This window comes from Corallibacter sp., from assembly GCF_048381695.1.
In the GTDB taxonomy this organism is placed as follows: Bacteria; Bacteroidota; Bacteroidia; order Flavobacteriales; family Flavobacteriaceae; genus Corallibacter; species Corallibacter vietnamensis.
In genome coordinates this window covers 29,009-44,709 of record NZ_JBLXHI010000003.1, presented here as the reverse complement: position 1 = coordinate 44,709, position 15,701 = coordinate 29,009, and the positions used below count along the sequence as shown (strand labels likewise).

Genomic DNA, 15,701 nt, shown 5'->3' with positions numbered 1-15,701 from the left:
GCTAATATAACCAATTAAGTAGTAATGATAGGTGTTTGTTCTATCTTTTTTATTTTTTTTATTAACAATTTCCAGTACTATTTTAGTTAATAAGTAAGCTGTTAATTTTTTTGATTTTGTTAAGTTTTTTTTGTCTATTAGCAAGACACATATAATTTAAGGTATAGTTTTTGCCTTTAGTAATATGTTTTTATTACATTTAATGCAGAAAGGATATAATTTATGGATGATAATTTTTCACCTAGAGTAAAAGACGTAATCGCTTTTAGTAAAGAAGAAGCACTGCGCCTTGGACATGATTTTATAGGTACAGAACATTTAATGCTAGGGCTTTTAAGAGACGGTAATGGTAAAGCTATCAATATACTTAATGCTCTAGAAATAGATTTAAACCACTTAAGGCGTAAAGTAGAAATATTAAGCCCTGCAAACCCAAATGTTGCAGTGGTTTCTAATGAAAAAACAAACTTGCACCTAACAAGGCAAGCTGAACGCGCTTTAAAAACAACATTTCTTGAAGCCAAGCTATTTCAAAGCACTTCAATAAATACAGCACATTTATTGTTATGTATTTTAAGAAATGAAAATGACCCAACTACAAAGCTTCTTAATAAGTTAAAAGTTGATTACGATAACGTTAAAGAACAATTCAAGTTTATGATAACAAATGACGACGAATACATAGAACCAAAAAACCAAGCATTTGATGATGATGCGTCAGCTGGTGAAGACACACCAAAAGACAATCCGTTTAATGCGCCTTCAGGAAAAGCTAATAAAAAATCTAAAACACCTGTTTTAGATAATTTTGGTCGAGATTTAACCGCTATGGCCGAAGAAGGAAAATTAGACCCTGTTGTAGGACGAGAAAAGGAAATAGAACGTGTTTCTCAAATTTTAAGTAGAAGAAAGAAAAACAACCCATTACTTATTGGTGAACCTGGCGTAGGAAAATCTGCGATTGCTGAAGGTTTAGCAAACAGAATTGTGAAACGAAAAGTATCTAGAATATTATTTAACAAACGTGTAGTAACACTAGATTTAGCCAGCCTAGTTGCAGGCACAAAATATCGTGGACAGTTTGAAGAACGCATGAAAGCTGTTATGAATGAATTAGAAAAAAATGATGATATCATTCTTTTTATAGATGAAATTCACACAATTGTTGGTGCTGGTGGCGCAACTGGAAGTTTAGATGCTTCAAATATGTTTAAACCTGCTTTAGCTCGTGGTGAAATTCAATGTGTTGGTGCCACTACTCTAGATGAATACAGACAGTATATAGAAAAAGATGGAGCTCTTGAAAGACGTTTTCAAAAAGTTATTGTAGAACCTACTAGTGTTGAAGAAACTATCATGATTCTTAACAACATAAAAGGCAAGTATGAAGAGCATCACAATGTTGATTACACAGATGAGGCTATTGAAGCGTGTGTTAAGCTAACTAACAGGTATATGTCTGATAGATTTTTACCTGATAAAGCTATAGATGCACTTGACGAAGCCGGATCTAGAGTTCACATTAAAAACATTGATGTTCCTCAACAAATTTTAGATTTAGAAAAACAACTTGAAGACGTAAAAGAATCTAAATCTTCTGTTGTTAAAAAACAAAAATATGAAGAAGCAGCAAAGTTAAGAGATGATGAAAAACGCATAGAAAAAGAACTTGCTATTGCTCAAGAAAAATGGGAAGAAGAAACAAAATTACACCGCGAAGTTGTTACTGAAGACAACGTTGCTGATGTAATATCTATGATGACTGGAATCCCTGTAAATAGAATAGCACAAACTGAAAGCAACAAACTTGCTCAATTACCAGAACTTATAAAAGGAAAAGTAATTGGTCAAGATGAAGCCGTTGCTAAAGTTGTAAAAGCCATTCAGAGAAACAGAGCTGGACTTAAAGATCCAAATAAACCAATTGGTTCATTTATATTTTTAGGGCAAACAGGAGTTGGTAAAACACAATTAGCTAAAGTTCTTTCTAAACAACTATTTGATAGTGAAGATTCACTTATTAGAATAGATATGAGTGAATACATGGAGAAATTTGCCATCTCAAGACTAGTTGGTGCTCCTCCAGGATACGTTGGTTATGAAGAAGGTGGTCAACTTACAGAAAAAGTAAGACGTAAACCTTACGCTGTAATATTACTTGATGAAATAGAAAAAGCACATCCAGATGTATTTAACATGTTACTTCAAGTATTAGATGATGGCTATTTAACAGACAGTTTAGGTAGAAAAATTGATTTTAGAAATACAATTATTATAATGACATCAAATATTGGCGCTCGTAAGCTTAAAGATTTTGGAACCGGAGTTGGATTCGGAACATCGTCACAAAAAGCGCAAGAAGATGCCAATGCTAGAAGCGTTATAGAAAACGCACTTAAAAAAGCGTTTGCTCCAGAATTCTTAAACAGAATTGATGATGTTGTTGTGTTTAACGCTCTAGAACGAGAAGATATTAATAAAATCATTGATATTGAACTTGAAAAACTATTTGAAAGAATCAAGTTACTAGGATACGATTTAAAACTATCTAAAAGAGCTAAAGATTTTATTGCCGATAAAGGTTTTGACAAACAATATGGAGCAAGACCATTAAAACGTGCAATACAAAAGTATATTGAAGACACACTAGCTGAAGAAATAGTTAACTCTAAAATTGATGAAGGTGATAAAATCTCTATGACTTTAGATGAAAAAACTCAAGAGCTTAAAGTTACTATAGAGAAGCCTAAAGACACTGCAGAGTCCTAATAGTTAGTTTTTTAAAGAATTTAAAAAAACTCCATTTTTATAAATGGAGTTTTTATTTTTTTTTTAATTTAGAGTATGGAGAAAAAATTAAAGTACACTTTTGGAGAATTTACCATATACAGCAATTACATGGTGGCTGTTATGAGAGAAGGCGTAACAATATCAAATGAAAAGTATGACGCCATTATTGATATAACTAAAAAATATTATGGCGATAGCAAACCCTTTGTATATATAACACACCGAAATAACTCCTACGCTATAAACCCTAAAGTTTATCTTGAAACATCAAAAATTGATAATTTATTAGGATTCGCTGTTGTAACCGGCGAAAAAATTATGATAGACAATTCAGATATTGAAAAACTTTTTCTTCAAAAGCCATTTGAAATATTTTCAACACTAGAAGATGCTTATAAATGGGCAAATAAATTGTGTGAAAATAAATCAGATGAATCTTTAACTTAAAAATTCATCCACATCTACTGCCAATTGCTCTACAAACAAAATACTTTTATCAATATCTTTATAAAGTTCTCTATCATCAGCCACAAAAGCAACTTGCTCTCTATAAGATTTTAGAAAAGACTCTATAAATTCAGAAGATTTTAAAGGCGCTCTGAATGATAATGCTTGAGAAGCATTAAAAAGTTCTATAGATAAAATACGCTTTACATTATTAACCAATCTAAATGCTTGCGTAGCTGCATTTGCACCCATACTAACATGATCTTCTTGACCATTACTAGACACAATACTATCAATACTTGCTGGTGATGCTAATTGTTTGTTTGCACTTACTATACTAGCAGCTGTATATTGTGGAATCATAAACCCAGAGTTTAAACCTGGATTATCTACTAAAAAGGCTGGTAACTCACGTAAACCTGATACTAATTGAAAAATTCTGCGCTCTGAAATATTTCCTAATTCAGCCATTGCTATTTTTAAATAATCTAAAGCCAAGGCTAAAGGTTGCCCATGAAAATTACCTCCAGAAATAATCTCATCATCATTAACAAAAATATTAGGGTTGTCAGTCACCGAGTTTATTTCTGTAATAAATGTTTTTTCTACGTAAGCTAATGTATCTTTACTCGCACCATGCACTTGAGGTATACATCTAAACGAGTACGGATCTTGTACATGTTTTTTAGATTGACTAATAAGTTCGCTACTATCTAAAAACTCTCTAACGCGTTCAGCTGTTTTAAGTTGCCCTTTATGAGGTCTTACCAAATGCACTAACTCATTAAAAGGCTCTATCCTACCATCAAAAGCATCTAATGAAATACTTCCTATTAAATCTGCTAAATATGATAATTTATAAGACTCTAATAGCAAGTCTATACCATACGCACTCATAAATTGTGTTCCGTTTAGTAACGCTAAACCTTCTTTAGATTTTAATACTATGGGTTCCCAGTCAAATTTCTCTAAAACTGTTTCTGCATCATGAAGTTTTCCCTTATAATATACTTCGCCTTTTCCTAATAATGGTAATGCTAAATGTGCTAATGGTGCTAAATCTCCAGAAGCTCCTAAAGAACCTTGCGTATAAACAACTGGCAAAATATCATTGTTATAAAAATCTACCAAACGCTTTATTGTAGCTACTTGCACACCACTATGACCATAATGTAGCGATTGTATTTTAAGTAAAAGCATTAATTTAACAACATGCTTTGGTACACGCTCTCCAACACCACATGCATGAGACATAACTAAATTCTCTTGAAGTTTAGTTAAATTTTCATTTGTAATTTTCACATTATACAATGATCCAAAACCTGTATTTATCCCATAAATTGGTTTGTCTTGATTTTTTAATTTTTCATCAAGATAACTTCTACACTTTTGAACTTTATCAATAACTTCATCAGAAAGCGCTAATTGTTTCTGTTCATAAGTGATTTCGTATACGGTTTTTAAATCTAAAGTTTCAGATGATATATAATGAATTTGGCTCATGTCTTTTTTAAATATTTGACTTCAAAATTCTGCATTCGTATCTAATTATGCAAGTAAATATTAATAATTAAACGAAATACTAACATTATAATATAATTCTCATTATTTTTGGTAAAACATAAATTACTTATCATGAAAAAACTAGCGATTCTCGCATTAGCAATATCTGTATTTGCATGTAATGAAAAAGAGGAAAAACCTAAAGATTATGTAACACTCTCAGGAACAATCACTAATAAAAATAGCGACTCTGTTTTTGTAAAGAAAAAAGATTTTATCAAAGTACTAAAAGTTGCTGAAGATGGGACATTTAAAGATACTTTAAAAGTTACTGAACCAGGCGTTTTTTCAATTGGAGATGGTACAGAAGTAACATCAATTTTCCTAAAAAATGGTTATGATTTAAACATGACTATTGACACAAAAATGTTTGATGAAACTGTGAAATATACTGGAGAAGGATCTGAAACAAGTAATTTTTTAGCAGCTCATAGTTTGAAACAAGAAACTTATTTTTCTACTGAAGCTTATAAGGATTTAGATAGCCTTGCTTATAACAAGGAATTTGACAAAGTTGAAAACGAACTTAAGGCTTTTTATGACAATGCAACAAACATTGATTCAACTGTTGTGGCTGATGCCAAAGAACGTCTTCCTAAAATAATGAAGTATTACAGGTTTGCTATTAAACAGCAATTAGAAACTGAAAAAGTAATGGCTGAAACCTTATACAAAGGTGCAGACTCTCCAGAGTTTAAAGACTATGAGAATTATGCAGGTGGCACAACTTCTTTAAATGACTTAAAAGGAAAATACACTTATATTGATGTTTGGGCTACATGGTGCGGACCTTGTAAAGCTGAAATTCCTTCACTTAAAAAAATTGAAGCCGCTTATCATGGTAAAAACATTCAGTTTGTTAGTATCTCAATAGATGATGATAGAACTCATGGAAACTCTTGGGATAAAGCTAAAGAAGATTGGAAAGCAATGGTAGCCGATAAAGAATTAGGAGGCATCCAATTATTTGCTCCAAAAGGATGGAAATCAAAGTTTATTACAGATTACTACATTATGGGTATTCCTAGATTTATACTTATAGATCCTGACGGAAAAATTGTTTCTGCTGATGCTCCAAGACCATCAAGCAGTGATCTTACAGATTTATTTAGCGAGCTAAATATTTAAAATAGATTAACTCTTAAAAAAAGCCACTTATTAGTAAAGTGGCTTTTTTTATATTCTTAACTTTAGTTATGACTCCTCTTGCTCTGCTTCTGCTTCACTAACTTGAGGTTGTTCTGGTTGTTTAAATAAGTCTATATAAGCTTCTGCTACAGCATCAATAACATTGCTAGCTATCATACTTTGATACCCAAAATCTTCTAAAATTATATCAGCAGCTTTACCGTGTAAATACACCCCAAAAACAGAAGCGCTTAAAGGCTCATATCCTTGAGTTATTAATCCTGTAATAATACCCGTTAGCACATCGCCTGTTCCTGCTGTAGCTAAACCTGGGTTTCCTGTTGTATTGACATAATATTTATCTTGAAAAACAGTAATTGTATTTGCGCCTTTTACAACAACAATAACTTGATGCTTTTTTGAGAAGGCTTTTGTTTTATTTAATTTATCAAAATCATCTTTCCATTCACCAATTAAACGTTCTAGCTCTTTTGGATGTGGTGTTAACACTGTATTTTTTGGTAATAAGGCTAGTAATTCAGGTTTCTTTGATAATAGATTTAAACCATCAGCATCAACAACCAAAGGCGCTTTATTTTCCTTTAAAAAACTCTCAAAAGCTAATAATGTTTCGTCTTGTGTACCAATTCCTATTCCAATTCCTATGGCAGATGGCGTAATATCAAATGAAATATTAGAGATGAAATTTTCGTTTTCATCAGTAATCACCATAGCTTCTGGTAATGCTACTTGCAATGGCACATAACCACATTTTGGCACATAAGCAGACACCAAACCTACACCAGAAACCAAAGCTGCTTTACTTGACAATGTTACTGAACCTATCTTTCCGTAACTACCACCAACTATAAGTGCATGTCCAAAACTACCTTTATGTGAAAAACGCTTACGCGGCTTATATATTGGTAAAACTTCTTGCTTACCTATAAGCTCTGCTTCTGTATTAAGTTTGTAAATATACTCTAAATCTATACCTATATCTAAAACCTCCCATTGTACCGAATATTTTGAAGTTTCAGGTAAAAAGAAAATAAGTTTTGGCGACTGAAAACTTAAGGTATATCCAGCCCAAACAACATCATTTTCATTTTCTGGAACACTATCAGTTTGTAAACCTGAAGGAATATCTATGGCTAAAGTAAATGCTTTTGATGCTCTAAAATGTTGAAATAATTTCTTTACCCAATCTGCTATTGGCCTGTTTAAACCAATACCAAAAACAGCATCAACAATAATAGCTTCTGGAGTGATTGTAGGAAAATCTTCTTCACAAGCCATAAGTGTTGGCCACTCTTTGGTTACCTGTTTTATTCTATCATAATTTATCAAAAAGTCTTTAGAACGCTTATCACTATAGTTTACAACATATGTATGAACATTATATCCATGATTAACTAAATGTCTTGCCAAAACCAATCCATCGCCTCCATTGTTACCTATACCACAAAACACATGAATTGGTACTTGAGCGCCTTGCATACGCATATGCATCCAATTAAAAATTTGTGTTCCAGCACGCTCCATTAATTCTGTTGAAGATATGTTTTGACGTTGTGCTGTTAATTTATCGCCTTCGTAAATCTGTTCTTTTGAGAGTATTTTCATTATTTATTAAAAATTCTATATGTTTTTTGTTAATTCTGTAAAAAGAATTAATTAGTTTTTTTATTAGGGTAAAAATAATACATTTGAATATGTATATGAGCACGAAGTTAACAAATAACAACTTAAAAATGGCAACCAATATTATTGGTGGCTTTTATTTTTGTGCCATTATTTCAACTACAATTATTACAACCCGTTTGGGTTGTTATTAATATATTCTCTTCGGTCGTAAAAAAGTGTATCTCAAACACTTTACTCAATCACAATTATCTCACAATTAAGCCATTATAAAATGCGTGTATTAAAATTTGGAGGAACCTCTGTTGGTTCTGTTGAAAACATAAATAAAGTAATCAAAATTCTTGAGGATTATGAAAAATCTGCTCAAGTAAGCTGCGTGGTTTCTGCTGTTGGTGGTGTTACAGACAAACTACTGAAAGCAGGCGAATTAGCTCAACAAAAAAATGAATTATATATAGATGAATACAACACAATTCAATCTACTCATTTAAATATTTTATCAAGCTTAATCCCTAATTATTCCAACGAAGTCATTACTAAATTAAATGACAAATTAAGTAGCTTAAAAAGTTTGCTTGATGGTATTTATTTAATTAATGAATTATCACCAAAAACATCTGATAAGTTGGTTAGTTTTGGTGAGTTACTCTCTTCTTTTATCATTACAGAAACAATGAAATCTAGAGGTCTTGATGCTGTTAGAAAAAACAGCCAAGATGTAATTGTAACTAATTCAAATTTTACAAAAGCTGAAGTTAATTACAGCCTAACTTATAAAAACATTCAAGATTACTTTAAAACAGCAAAACAGCGAATAACAATTTTACCTGGTTTTGTATCAAAGTCTGAAACTGGAGAAATAACTACTTTAGGTCGTGGTGGCTCTGATTTCACTGCTGCTTTACTAGCCGCAGCATTACAAACTGATAGTTTAGAAATTTGGACTGATGTTAGTGGTATGTTTACAGCAAACCCAAAAATGGTAAAACAAGCCTACCCTATTGAAAAACTATCGTATCAAGAAGCTATGGAATTATCTCACTTTGGTGCTAAAGTGTTATATCCGCCAACAGTACAACCTGTATTAGATAAAAATATCCCTATCGTCATAAAAAACACGATGTCTCCTGAAGCTAGTGGTACATTTATAGCAAAGGCTTATACAAGTAACGGACTTTCAGTAAGAGGCATAAGTAACATTAATCATATTGCTCTACTTACTCTTGAAGGTAGTGGCATGGTAGGTATTCCTGGATTTTCAAAACGTTTATTTGAAACACTTGCCATTCACAAAATAAATGTTGTATTCATTACTCAAGCATCATCAGAACACTCAATCTGTTTTGGTGTTAATGAAAATGAATCAGAATTAGCTAAAAAAGTTATAGATAACGCTTTTGAATACGAGATATCGCTGCACAAAATAAACCCTATTTATGTTGAAAAAGACTTGTCAATTATAGCGCTTATAGGTGATAACATGAAAAACCATCAAGGTATAAGCGGAAAAATGTTTAGCACGTTAGGCAAAAATAACATTAATGTTAGAGCCATTGCACAAGGAGCTTCAGAAAAAAACATTTCAGCAGTCATAGCAGAAAAAGACATAAAAAAAGCTTTAAACACGCTACATGAAGCATTTTTTGAAGTAAAAACAAAACAACTTAATGTTTTTATTACTGGTGTTGGTAATGTTGGAGAACGATTGGTAGAACAAGTAAAACAACAAAAAAAATACCTTAAAGACACTTTAAAAATAAATTTAAGAATTGTAGGCTTGTCTAACTCAAGAAAAATGATTTTTAATTATGATGGCATTCCTTTAAAATCTTGGAAAGAACTCTTAAATCAAGGAGAAACTGCAAGTTTAGAAGGCTTTCTAGACAAAGCAAAACAACTAAACTTAAGAAACAGCATATTTGTTGATATTACCGCAAATGAAGATGTATCTAACCTTTATGCTTCATACCTACAAGAAAGCATTGCTGTTGTTGCGTGCAACAAAATAGCCTGCTCTAGCGCATTTAATAATTACAGTAATTTAAAATACTTATCCAGAAAATACAATGCTCCGTTTCTTTTTGAAACAAATGTTGGCGCAGGTTTGCCAGTGATAGACACATTAAATAATTTAATTGCTTCAGGAGATAAAGTTACATCTATTCAGGCGGTATTATCTGGCAGTTTAAATTTTGTTTTCAATAACTTTAATGACACAAACAAATTTCACGATGTGGTTAAACAAGCGCAATCTGAAGGTTACACAGAACCAGACCCAAGAATTGACTTAAGTGGCGTTGATGTTGCTAGAAAAATATTAATATTAGCTAGAGAAAGTGGTTTAAAAATGGATTTAGAAGACATTGAAAACCATTCTTTTTTAACCTCAAAAAACCTTTCAAGTGATTCTGTTGATGATTTTTATGACACATTAATTGCTGACGAAGCTCACTTTCAAAAGCTCTACGCATCTGCAAAGGCTAATAATTCTCAATTAAAGTATGTAGCCGAACTAAATAACGGAAAAGCTAAAGTTGGTTTAAAAGAAATTCCTCAAGGTCATCCATTTTACAATCTTGAAGGAAAAGATAACATTGTTATGTTTTACACACACAGATATGTAGATCAACCTATGATAATAAAAGGCGCTGGTGCTGGTGCTGATGTTACCGCTTCTGGTCTATTTGCTGATATTATAAGAATAGGAAATGACTAATATGGAAACTATAAAAATATTTTCACCTGCTACAGTTGCGAATGTTGCCTGTGGTTTTGATGTTCTAGGGTTTTGTCTTGATAACGTTGGAGATGAAATGATCATAAAAAAAACAACAGAAAAAGGCATAAAAATCACTAAAATAGAAGGTTATGATTTACCTTATGCTACATCTAAAAATGTTGCCGGCGTTGCTGCATTAGCATTAATTGAACACGCAAAGCCTAATTGCGGATTTGAAATTGAAATTTATAAAAACATAAAACCAGGAAGTGGTATTGGTAGTAGTTCTGCAAGTGCCTCTGGAGTTGTTTTTGGTATAAATGAACTACTAGAAAAGCCCTATAATAAGACACAATTGACAAAGTTTGCTATGAAAGGTGAAGCTTTAGCAAGTGGTAATGAACATGCTGATAACATAGCTCCTGGAATATTTGGTGGTTTTACATTGGTAAAAAGTTTAGAGCCTTTAGAAATTTTAGAACTACCAACACCTAAAAATTTATATGCAACAATAATACATCCTCAAATTGAAGTTAAAACATCTGAAGCCCGTGCTATTTTACCTAATGAAATTCCGCTTAAAAGCGGTATAACGCAATGGGCAAATGTTGGTAGTCTCGTACATGCATTACATACATCAAACTATGAATTATTAGGAAAGTCTCTTACAGATGTTGTGATAGAACCTTACAGAAAACAACTTATTCCTTATTTTGATGACGTAAAAAAAGAAGCCATTGCAAACGGAGCTTTAGGATGTGGCATTTCTGGTTCTGGACCCTCTATTTTCATTTTAAGCAACGGTAGTAATGCAGCTCAAAAAATTGCTAATGCCATAGATTTGGTTTACTCTAAAACCAATATAAATTTCAATATACATATATCAAAAATCAACACACAAGGAATAAAAATTTTATAAATGAATTACTACTCAATAAACAAACAGGCACCTAACACATCTTTTAAAGATGCTGTTATAAGAGGAATAGCTCCAGATAAAGGGTTGTATTTTCCAGAAACTATAACGCCATTACCTAAATCTTTTTTTGATAACATAGATGAGCTTTCATATAATGATATTGCTTTTGAAGCTATAAAACAATTTGTTTCACCTGATATTCCGGAAAACGTATTAAAAGATATTATTAAAGAAACTCTTTCGTTTGATTTTCCTATTGAAAAACTAAACAAAAATATATCAACATTAGAGTTATTTCATGGGCCAACAATGGCTTTTAAAGATGTTGGCGCGCGTTTTATGGCTCGTTGTTTAGGGTATTTTAATAAAGATAACACCAACCAAGTTACTGTTCTAGTTGCCACATCAGGTGATACTGGTGGAGCCGTTGCAAATGGGTTTTTGGGTGTAAAAGGTGTTAATGTTATTATTCTATATCCTAGTGGAAAAGTAAGCGATATTCAAGAAAAACAATTAACCACGCTTAAAAAAAATATTACAGCACTTGAAGTAAATGGCACTTTTGATGACTGCCAAGATATGGTTAAGCAAGCTTTTTTAGATGAATCACTTACAAGCAACATGCAACTCACATCTGCAAACTCTATAAATGTAGCGCGTTGGTTACCACAAATGTTCTATTTCTTTTTTGCTTATAAACAACTACATAAGGAACATAAAGACATTGTCTTTTCTGTACCAAGTGGAAATTTCGGAAATATTTGTGCTGGCATGATGGCGCAGCAATTAGGATTACCTATCGCCCATTTTATAGCTTCAAACAATGCAAATAATGTAGTCTCTGATTATTTAAAAACGAAAAAGTTTTCTCCAAAACCATCAGTACAAACTATAAGCAATGCTATGGATGTTGGCAATCCAAGTAATTTTGTACGCATACAAGAACTATATAAAAACAATTTTGAAACCCTAAAAGAAAACCTTTCTGGGTATAGCTTTAATGATAAACAAACAAAGGAAGCTCTTAAATATATTTACAACAATTACAGCTATGTTGCAGACCCTCATGGAGCTGTTGGTTATTTAGGCTGTAAAGCTTATTTAAAAAACAATCCTAATACACATTGTGTGTTTTTAGAAACTGCACATCCTACTAAATTTTTAGATATTGTTGAAGATACCATAAAAGAAAACATCGATTTACCTGAACAAATTTTAAAAGTCATGGATAAAAAGAAAAAAGCTATCAAAATAGATAACTATGAGGATTTAAAATCGGTTCTTTTAGGCTAGTTTTGTCATATGACATCTATTATTAAAGCAACATTAAACGATGCTGAACAATTATCTGTTTTAGCTTCTAAAACCTTTTTAGAATCTCACGGACATAGCGCACCACAAAGAGATATAGATAATTATATATCTTTAAAACTAAACCCTGAAGTTTTTAAAGAAGAACTAAATGATAGCAACAATATATTTTACTTGTTACATTTTAAAAACCAAGTGGTTGGTTACTCTAAAATAACTCTTAATGTCGCTACAAAAAATATTCCTTTTAATAATGTCACAAAGTTAGAGCGTTTATATTTACTTGAATCTTATCAAGATTTAAAACTAGGCTTGATGCTTTTCAATTTTAATATTGAAATATCTAAAAAGCATAATCAATCTGGTATATGGCTTTATACATGGGTTAAAAACAAGAAAGCTATCAAGTTTTATGAAAAAGCAGGATTTAAGATCATAGGACATTATGATTTTAAAATATCAGAATCACATTCTAACCCTAACCATCAAATGCTTTTGACATACTAATCTAATTGTTAACTATAACTCACAAAAAAAGCCTTACAAATATGTAAGGCTTTCTTTTTTATTATTTAAAATTTTATTCCTTTATAATTTTCTTGATTACCATGCCTTTTTCAGTTTGTATTTGAAGCATATAAATACCATTTGCATAGTTGCTTAAGTCTATAACATCATTTACAGGATGTTTATCTAAAGTCAATAATAGTCTTCCGTTTATATCTAATAACCTTAAAGATTTTAATGATACGTTAGAATTATTTTTAAGGAAAATATTATTCTCTGTAGGATTAGGATATACTAAAATATTCTTCTCCAGGTTATTAAAATAATCAACACTTAAAGTATTATCATTTACTGTTAGATTAAAAGAACATGTGCTAGTGTTTCCATTATCATCTGTTGCTAAAAAGCTAATTTCATGAACACCATCAGAAAGCATTGTTCCTGCAATTGGTGTTTGAGTTACAGAACTCAAAGTACAGTTGTCTGAAGCTGTTATTGATCCTAAACCATAATAATCTGGCAAGCTATAATCACCATCACTTTCAACAGAAAAATTTGACAAACACGAGATTGATGGATCACTTGTGTCTGTGACATATACAATCGCATCACATGTTTGAATATTACCAGCAGAGTCTTTTCTATTAAGCGTTACTGTATGTGAACCTACGTCAGTACAATCAAAATCACCATCAAAAGGCACTGCCGCATTATAAATAATATTTCCGTTAAACATATAAGGATTTGATGATACACCAGCAAAAGGATAAGCACTATAAACACCTTCATACACTTCTATATTTGAATCATTAATCCATAAGCTACCTGTAGTATTACCTGTTTCATAAAGAATTCTAGAATCATCTGTTGTAGTTATATAAAAAGATGCTGTTTCTCCTTGATCCAAAGCAATACCTAGAGATAAATTTAATGGAACCACATCAAAATCAGCCACAGACAAAGTTGCACTACCAACTAATGTCCAATCTGACGAGTTAAATTGAGAGCCTGACCACGATCCAGATTTATAATATACCTCATACTCTGCCACTCCAGAAACTAAAGCCGTATTATATGCTTTTATGTCAAATGAATTGATTGTAATAGGATTCACTCCAGTAACACTAAACATATAACCAGGACCATAAACATTTGGCGCATCAGCTATATTTAGAGAAGTATCAGCAAAACCTTTAGTTAAGTATTCTGAACTTAAACCACAACCTCCAATAGTTGATCCATCATCTATTAAAGCTGTAGTCATTGTAGCTACTCCAGAATTATCTAACGAAATAGTTTGTGTTTGACATACCGCTGTAAAAGGTATATTATCAGATATTGTTACTGTTGTTGTACAAGAACTTGAAAATCCATTAGGATCTGTTGCCGTTAATATAACTTGCTTCTCTCCTAAATCAGAACACGAAAATGTTGATTGACTTAAACTAAAAGTTATAGCATCGCCATTAGGATCAGTAGAACCATCATCAATATCATCAGATGAAATACTTACATTTCCGCCACTATCTAGTGATGCAGAATAAGTATTACATGAAACATTAGGCTGAAATAAGTACGCTCTTGTATTACCTGGCGTTTCTTTACCCATATAATATCGTATTCTAGCTTCTGCTTCTGGAGAAAAATTATCTACACAAGAAAAAGGCTGGTTGTATGACATTATTTGTGTTTCATCAGCAGCATAAAAATCACCATTAGCATCTGTTCCTGAAGTATAATCACAAGTTCCTCCATTTACATCGCCATAAGTGTTAAAACCATCTGCAGGAGTATCACATAGTAAATCACCTGCTGTACTACAATTACTACCATCTACAAGTTCTTCTCCATTTGCTGTTTCAAAAGTATGTAACAAACCAAAATAATGTCCCATTTCATGAGCAACTGTAGCCCCATTTTCAAAAGGACTGTTATTAACAACAACAAAATAATCATTAGGTAAATTCCAAGGAAATCTCGCATATCCACCAATACCACCACCACTTGCTCCATAAGCTGTAGTTACAAAATAAGCATTAACTACATTTGGCACATTATTTAACTGAAGTGTAGAATCTCCCTCTGCATAACCAGAACCAGGGTCTCCATTTGTCCCCAAAACCATTAGATCTGTATTATCTATATAGTTTATTGGTAAAATATCAATTGTAATTCCGTAAGGTAAATATTTATCACGTGCAGCTTCTATATTAGCCATAACTGTCGCAGCATCGGCACCACCTGTACCAGCATGTGTTCTTACTATATGTGGTTTAAATGGAATCGTTACTAATCCTGTTGGACTAACATCTGCTCTATTCATTGTTTGTAGTTCCTGTAGTAGCATTAAAGATTCTTGAGGCGTAATACTTTCATTGCCACAAGGTTGTTGAGCATTTACATTAAATACAATTGCTACAAACAGTAGCAAGCAGAATTTCTTTTTCAATTTAGGGCGTAAAGTTAAAATCATAAAGTTGTTGGTTAAAAAAGCAAATATACATTTAAAACTTTACAAATCAGACAAATAAAAACATAATCATTTGATTTTATGTGTTTTATGGTTTTTATCTCAACAATTGAAACAACACATATAACACAGATAAAATATCTGTTTTTCAGATTACAAAAACAGATAATATTCAATACATTTGCGCTACAATATAGAAA

Annotated in this window: 10 protein-coding genes; 7 read left to right on the top strand and 3 right to left on the bottom strand. The window is 31.9% G+C overall.

Features of this window, described 5'->3' with window-relative positions; all coding sequences use genetic code 11:
• The first annotated feature begins 222 nt into the window (after positions 1 to 222).
• Positions 223 to 2,769, top strand: a complete 2,547-nt coding sequence (locus tag ACN5J3_RS06465) for an ATP-dependent Clp protease ATP-binding subunit (RefSeq protein WP_418511180.1) — start codon at positions 223 to 225, stop codon at positions 2,767 to 2,769.
• Between the two features lie 75 nt (positions 2,770 to 2,844).
• Positions 2,845 to 3,237 (top strand): hypothetical protein, encoded by a 393-nt coding sequence (locus tag ACN5J3_RS06460; protein ID WP_417291031.1) that lies wholly within the window; start codon positions 2,845 to 2,847, stop codon positions 3,235 to 3,237.
• On the opposite strand, the gene hutH is transcribed toward ACN5J3_RS06460, so the two are convergent.
• Positions 3,229 to 4,740 carry a histidine ammonia-lyase gene (gene hutH, locus ACN5J3_RS06455; protein ID WP_418511179.1) on the bottom strand — a complete coding sequence of 504 codons (1,512 nt, stop codon included), beginning with the start codon at positions 4,738 to 4,740 and terminating at the stop codon, positions 3,229 to 3,231. The genes ACN5J3_RS06460 and hutH overlap by 9 nt on opposite strands.
• A 132-nt stretch (positions 4,741 to 4,872) precedes the next feature.
• Between hutH and ACN5J3_RS06450 the strand changes: the two genes are divergently transcribed.
• Positions 4,873 to 5,928, top strand: a complete 1,056-nt coding sequence (locus ACN5J3_RS06450; RefSeq protein WP_418511178.1) for a redoxin family protein — start codon at positions 4,873 to 4,875, stop codon at positions 5,926 to 5,928.
• Between the two features lie 66 nt (positions 5,929 to 5,994).
• On the opposite strand, the gene ACN5J3_RS06445 is transcribed toward ACN5J3_RS06450, so the two are convergent.
• Positions 5,995 to 7,554, bottom strand: a complete 1,560-nt coding sequence (locus tag ACN5J3_RS06445; protein WP_418511177.1) for an NAD(P)H-hydrate dehydratase — start codon at positions 7,552 to 7,554, stop codon at positions 5,995 to 5,997.
• Between the two features lie 292 nt (positions 7,555 to 7,846).
• Between ACN5J3_RS06445 and thrA the strand changes: the two genes are divergently transcribed.
• Genes thrA through ACN5J3_RS06425 form a run of 4 tightly spaced genes read left to right on the top strand, consistent with a single transcriptional unit; the run spans position 7,847 to position 13,031 of the window.
• Positions 7,847 to 10,291, top strand: coding sequence for a bifunctional aspartate kinase/homoserine dehydrogenase I (gene thrA, locus ACN5J3_RS06440; RefSeq protein WP_418511175.1), 2,445 nt, complete (start codon positions 7,847 to 7,849; stop codon positions 10,289 to 10,291).
• Position 10,292: 1 nt separating this feature from the next.
• On the top strand, positions 10,293 to 11,213 hold the full coding sequence (locus ACN5J3_RS06435; protein WP_418511174.1) for a homoserine kinase: 921 nt from the start codon (positions 10,293 to 10,295) through the stop codon (positions 11,211 to 11,213).
• Positions 11,214 to 12,506, top strand: coding sequence for a threonine synthase (gene thrC / locus ACN5J3_RS06430; protein ID WP_418511173.1), 1,293 nt, complete (start codon positions 11,214 to 11,216; stop codon positions 12,504 to 12,506).
• Positions 12,507 to 12,515: 9 nt separating this feature from the next.
• Positions 12,516 to 13,031, top strand: coding sequence for a GNAT family N-acetyltransferase (locus tag ACN5J3_RS06425; protein WP_418511172.1), 516 nt, complete (start codon positions 12,516 to 12,518; stop codon positions 13,029 to 13,031).
• A 73-nt stretch (positions 13,032 to 13,104) separates the two neighbouring features.
• Here ACN5J3_RS06425 and ACN5J3_RS06420 read toward each other — a convergent pair whose 3' ends face one another.
• Positions 13,105 to 15,504, bottom strand: a complete 2,400-nt coding sequence (locus ACN5J3_RS06420; protein ID WP_418511171.1) for a T9SS type A sorting domain-containing protein — start codon at positions 15,502 to 15,504, stop codon at positions 13,105 to 13,107.
• Between the last annotated feature and the right edge of the window lie 197 nt (positions 15,505 to 15,701).

Excerpts from the sequence above, each read along its gene's own strand:
- ACN5J3_RS06465 (WP_418511180.1), top strand. The coding sequence starts at position 223 with ATGGATGATAATTTTTCACCTAGAGTAAAAGACGTAATCGCTTTTAGT.
- ACN5J3_RS06460 (WP_417291031.1), top strand. The coding sequence starts at position 2,845 with ATGGAGAAAAAATTAAAGTACACTTTTGGAGAATTTACCATATACAGC.
- hutH (WP_418511179.1), bottom strand. The coding sequence starts at position 4,740 with ATGAGCCAAATTCATTATATATCATCTGAAACTTTAGATTTAAAAACC.
- ACN5J3_RS06450 (WP_418511178.1), top strand. The coding sequence starts at position 4,873 with ATGAAAAAACTAGCGATTCTCGCATTAGCAATATCTGTATTTGCATGT.
- ACN5J3_RS06445 (WP_418511177.1), bottom strand. The coding sequence starts at position 7,554 with ATGAAAATACTCTCAAAAGAACAGATTTACGAAGGCGATAAATTAACA.
- thrA (WP_418511175.1), top strand. The coding sequence starts at position 7,847 with ATGCGTGTATTAAAATTTGGAGGAACCTCTGTTGGTTCTGTTGAAAAC.
- ACN5J3_RS06435 (WP_418511174.1), top strand. The coding sequence starts at position 10,293 with ATGGAAACTATAAAAATATTTTCACCTGCTACAGTTGCGAATGTTGCC.
- thrC (WP_418511173.1), top strand. The coding sequence starts at position 11,214 with ATGAATTACTACTCAATAAACAAACAGGCACCTAACACATCTTTTAAA.
- ACN5J3_RS06425 (WP_418511172.1), top strand. The coding sequence starts at position 12,516 with ATGACATCTATTATTAAAGCAACATTAAACGATGCTGAACAATTATCT.
- ACN5J3_RS06420 (WP_418511171.1), bottom strand. The coding sequence starts at position 15,504 with ATGATTTTAACTTTACGCCCTAAATTGAAAAAGAAATTCTGCTTGCTA.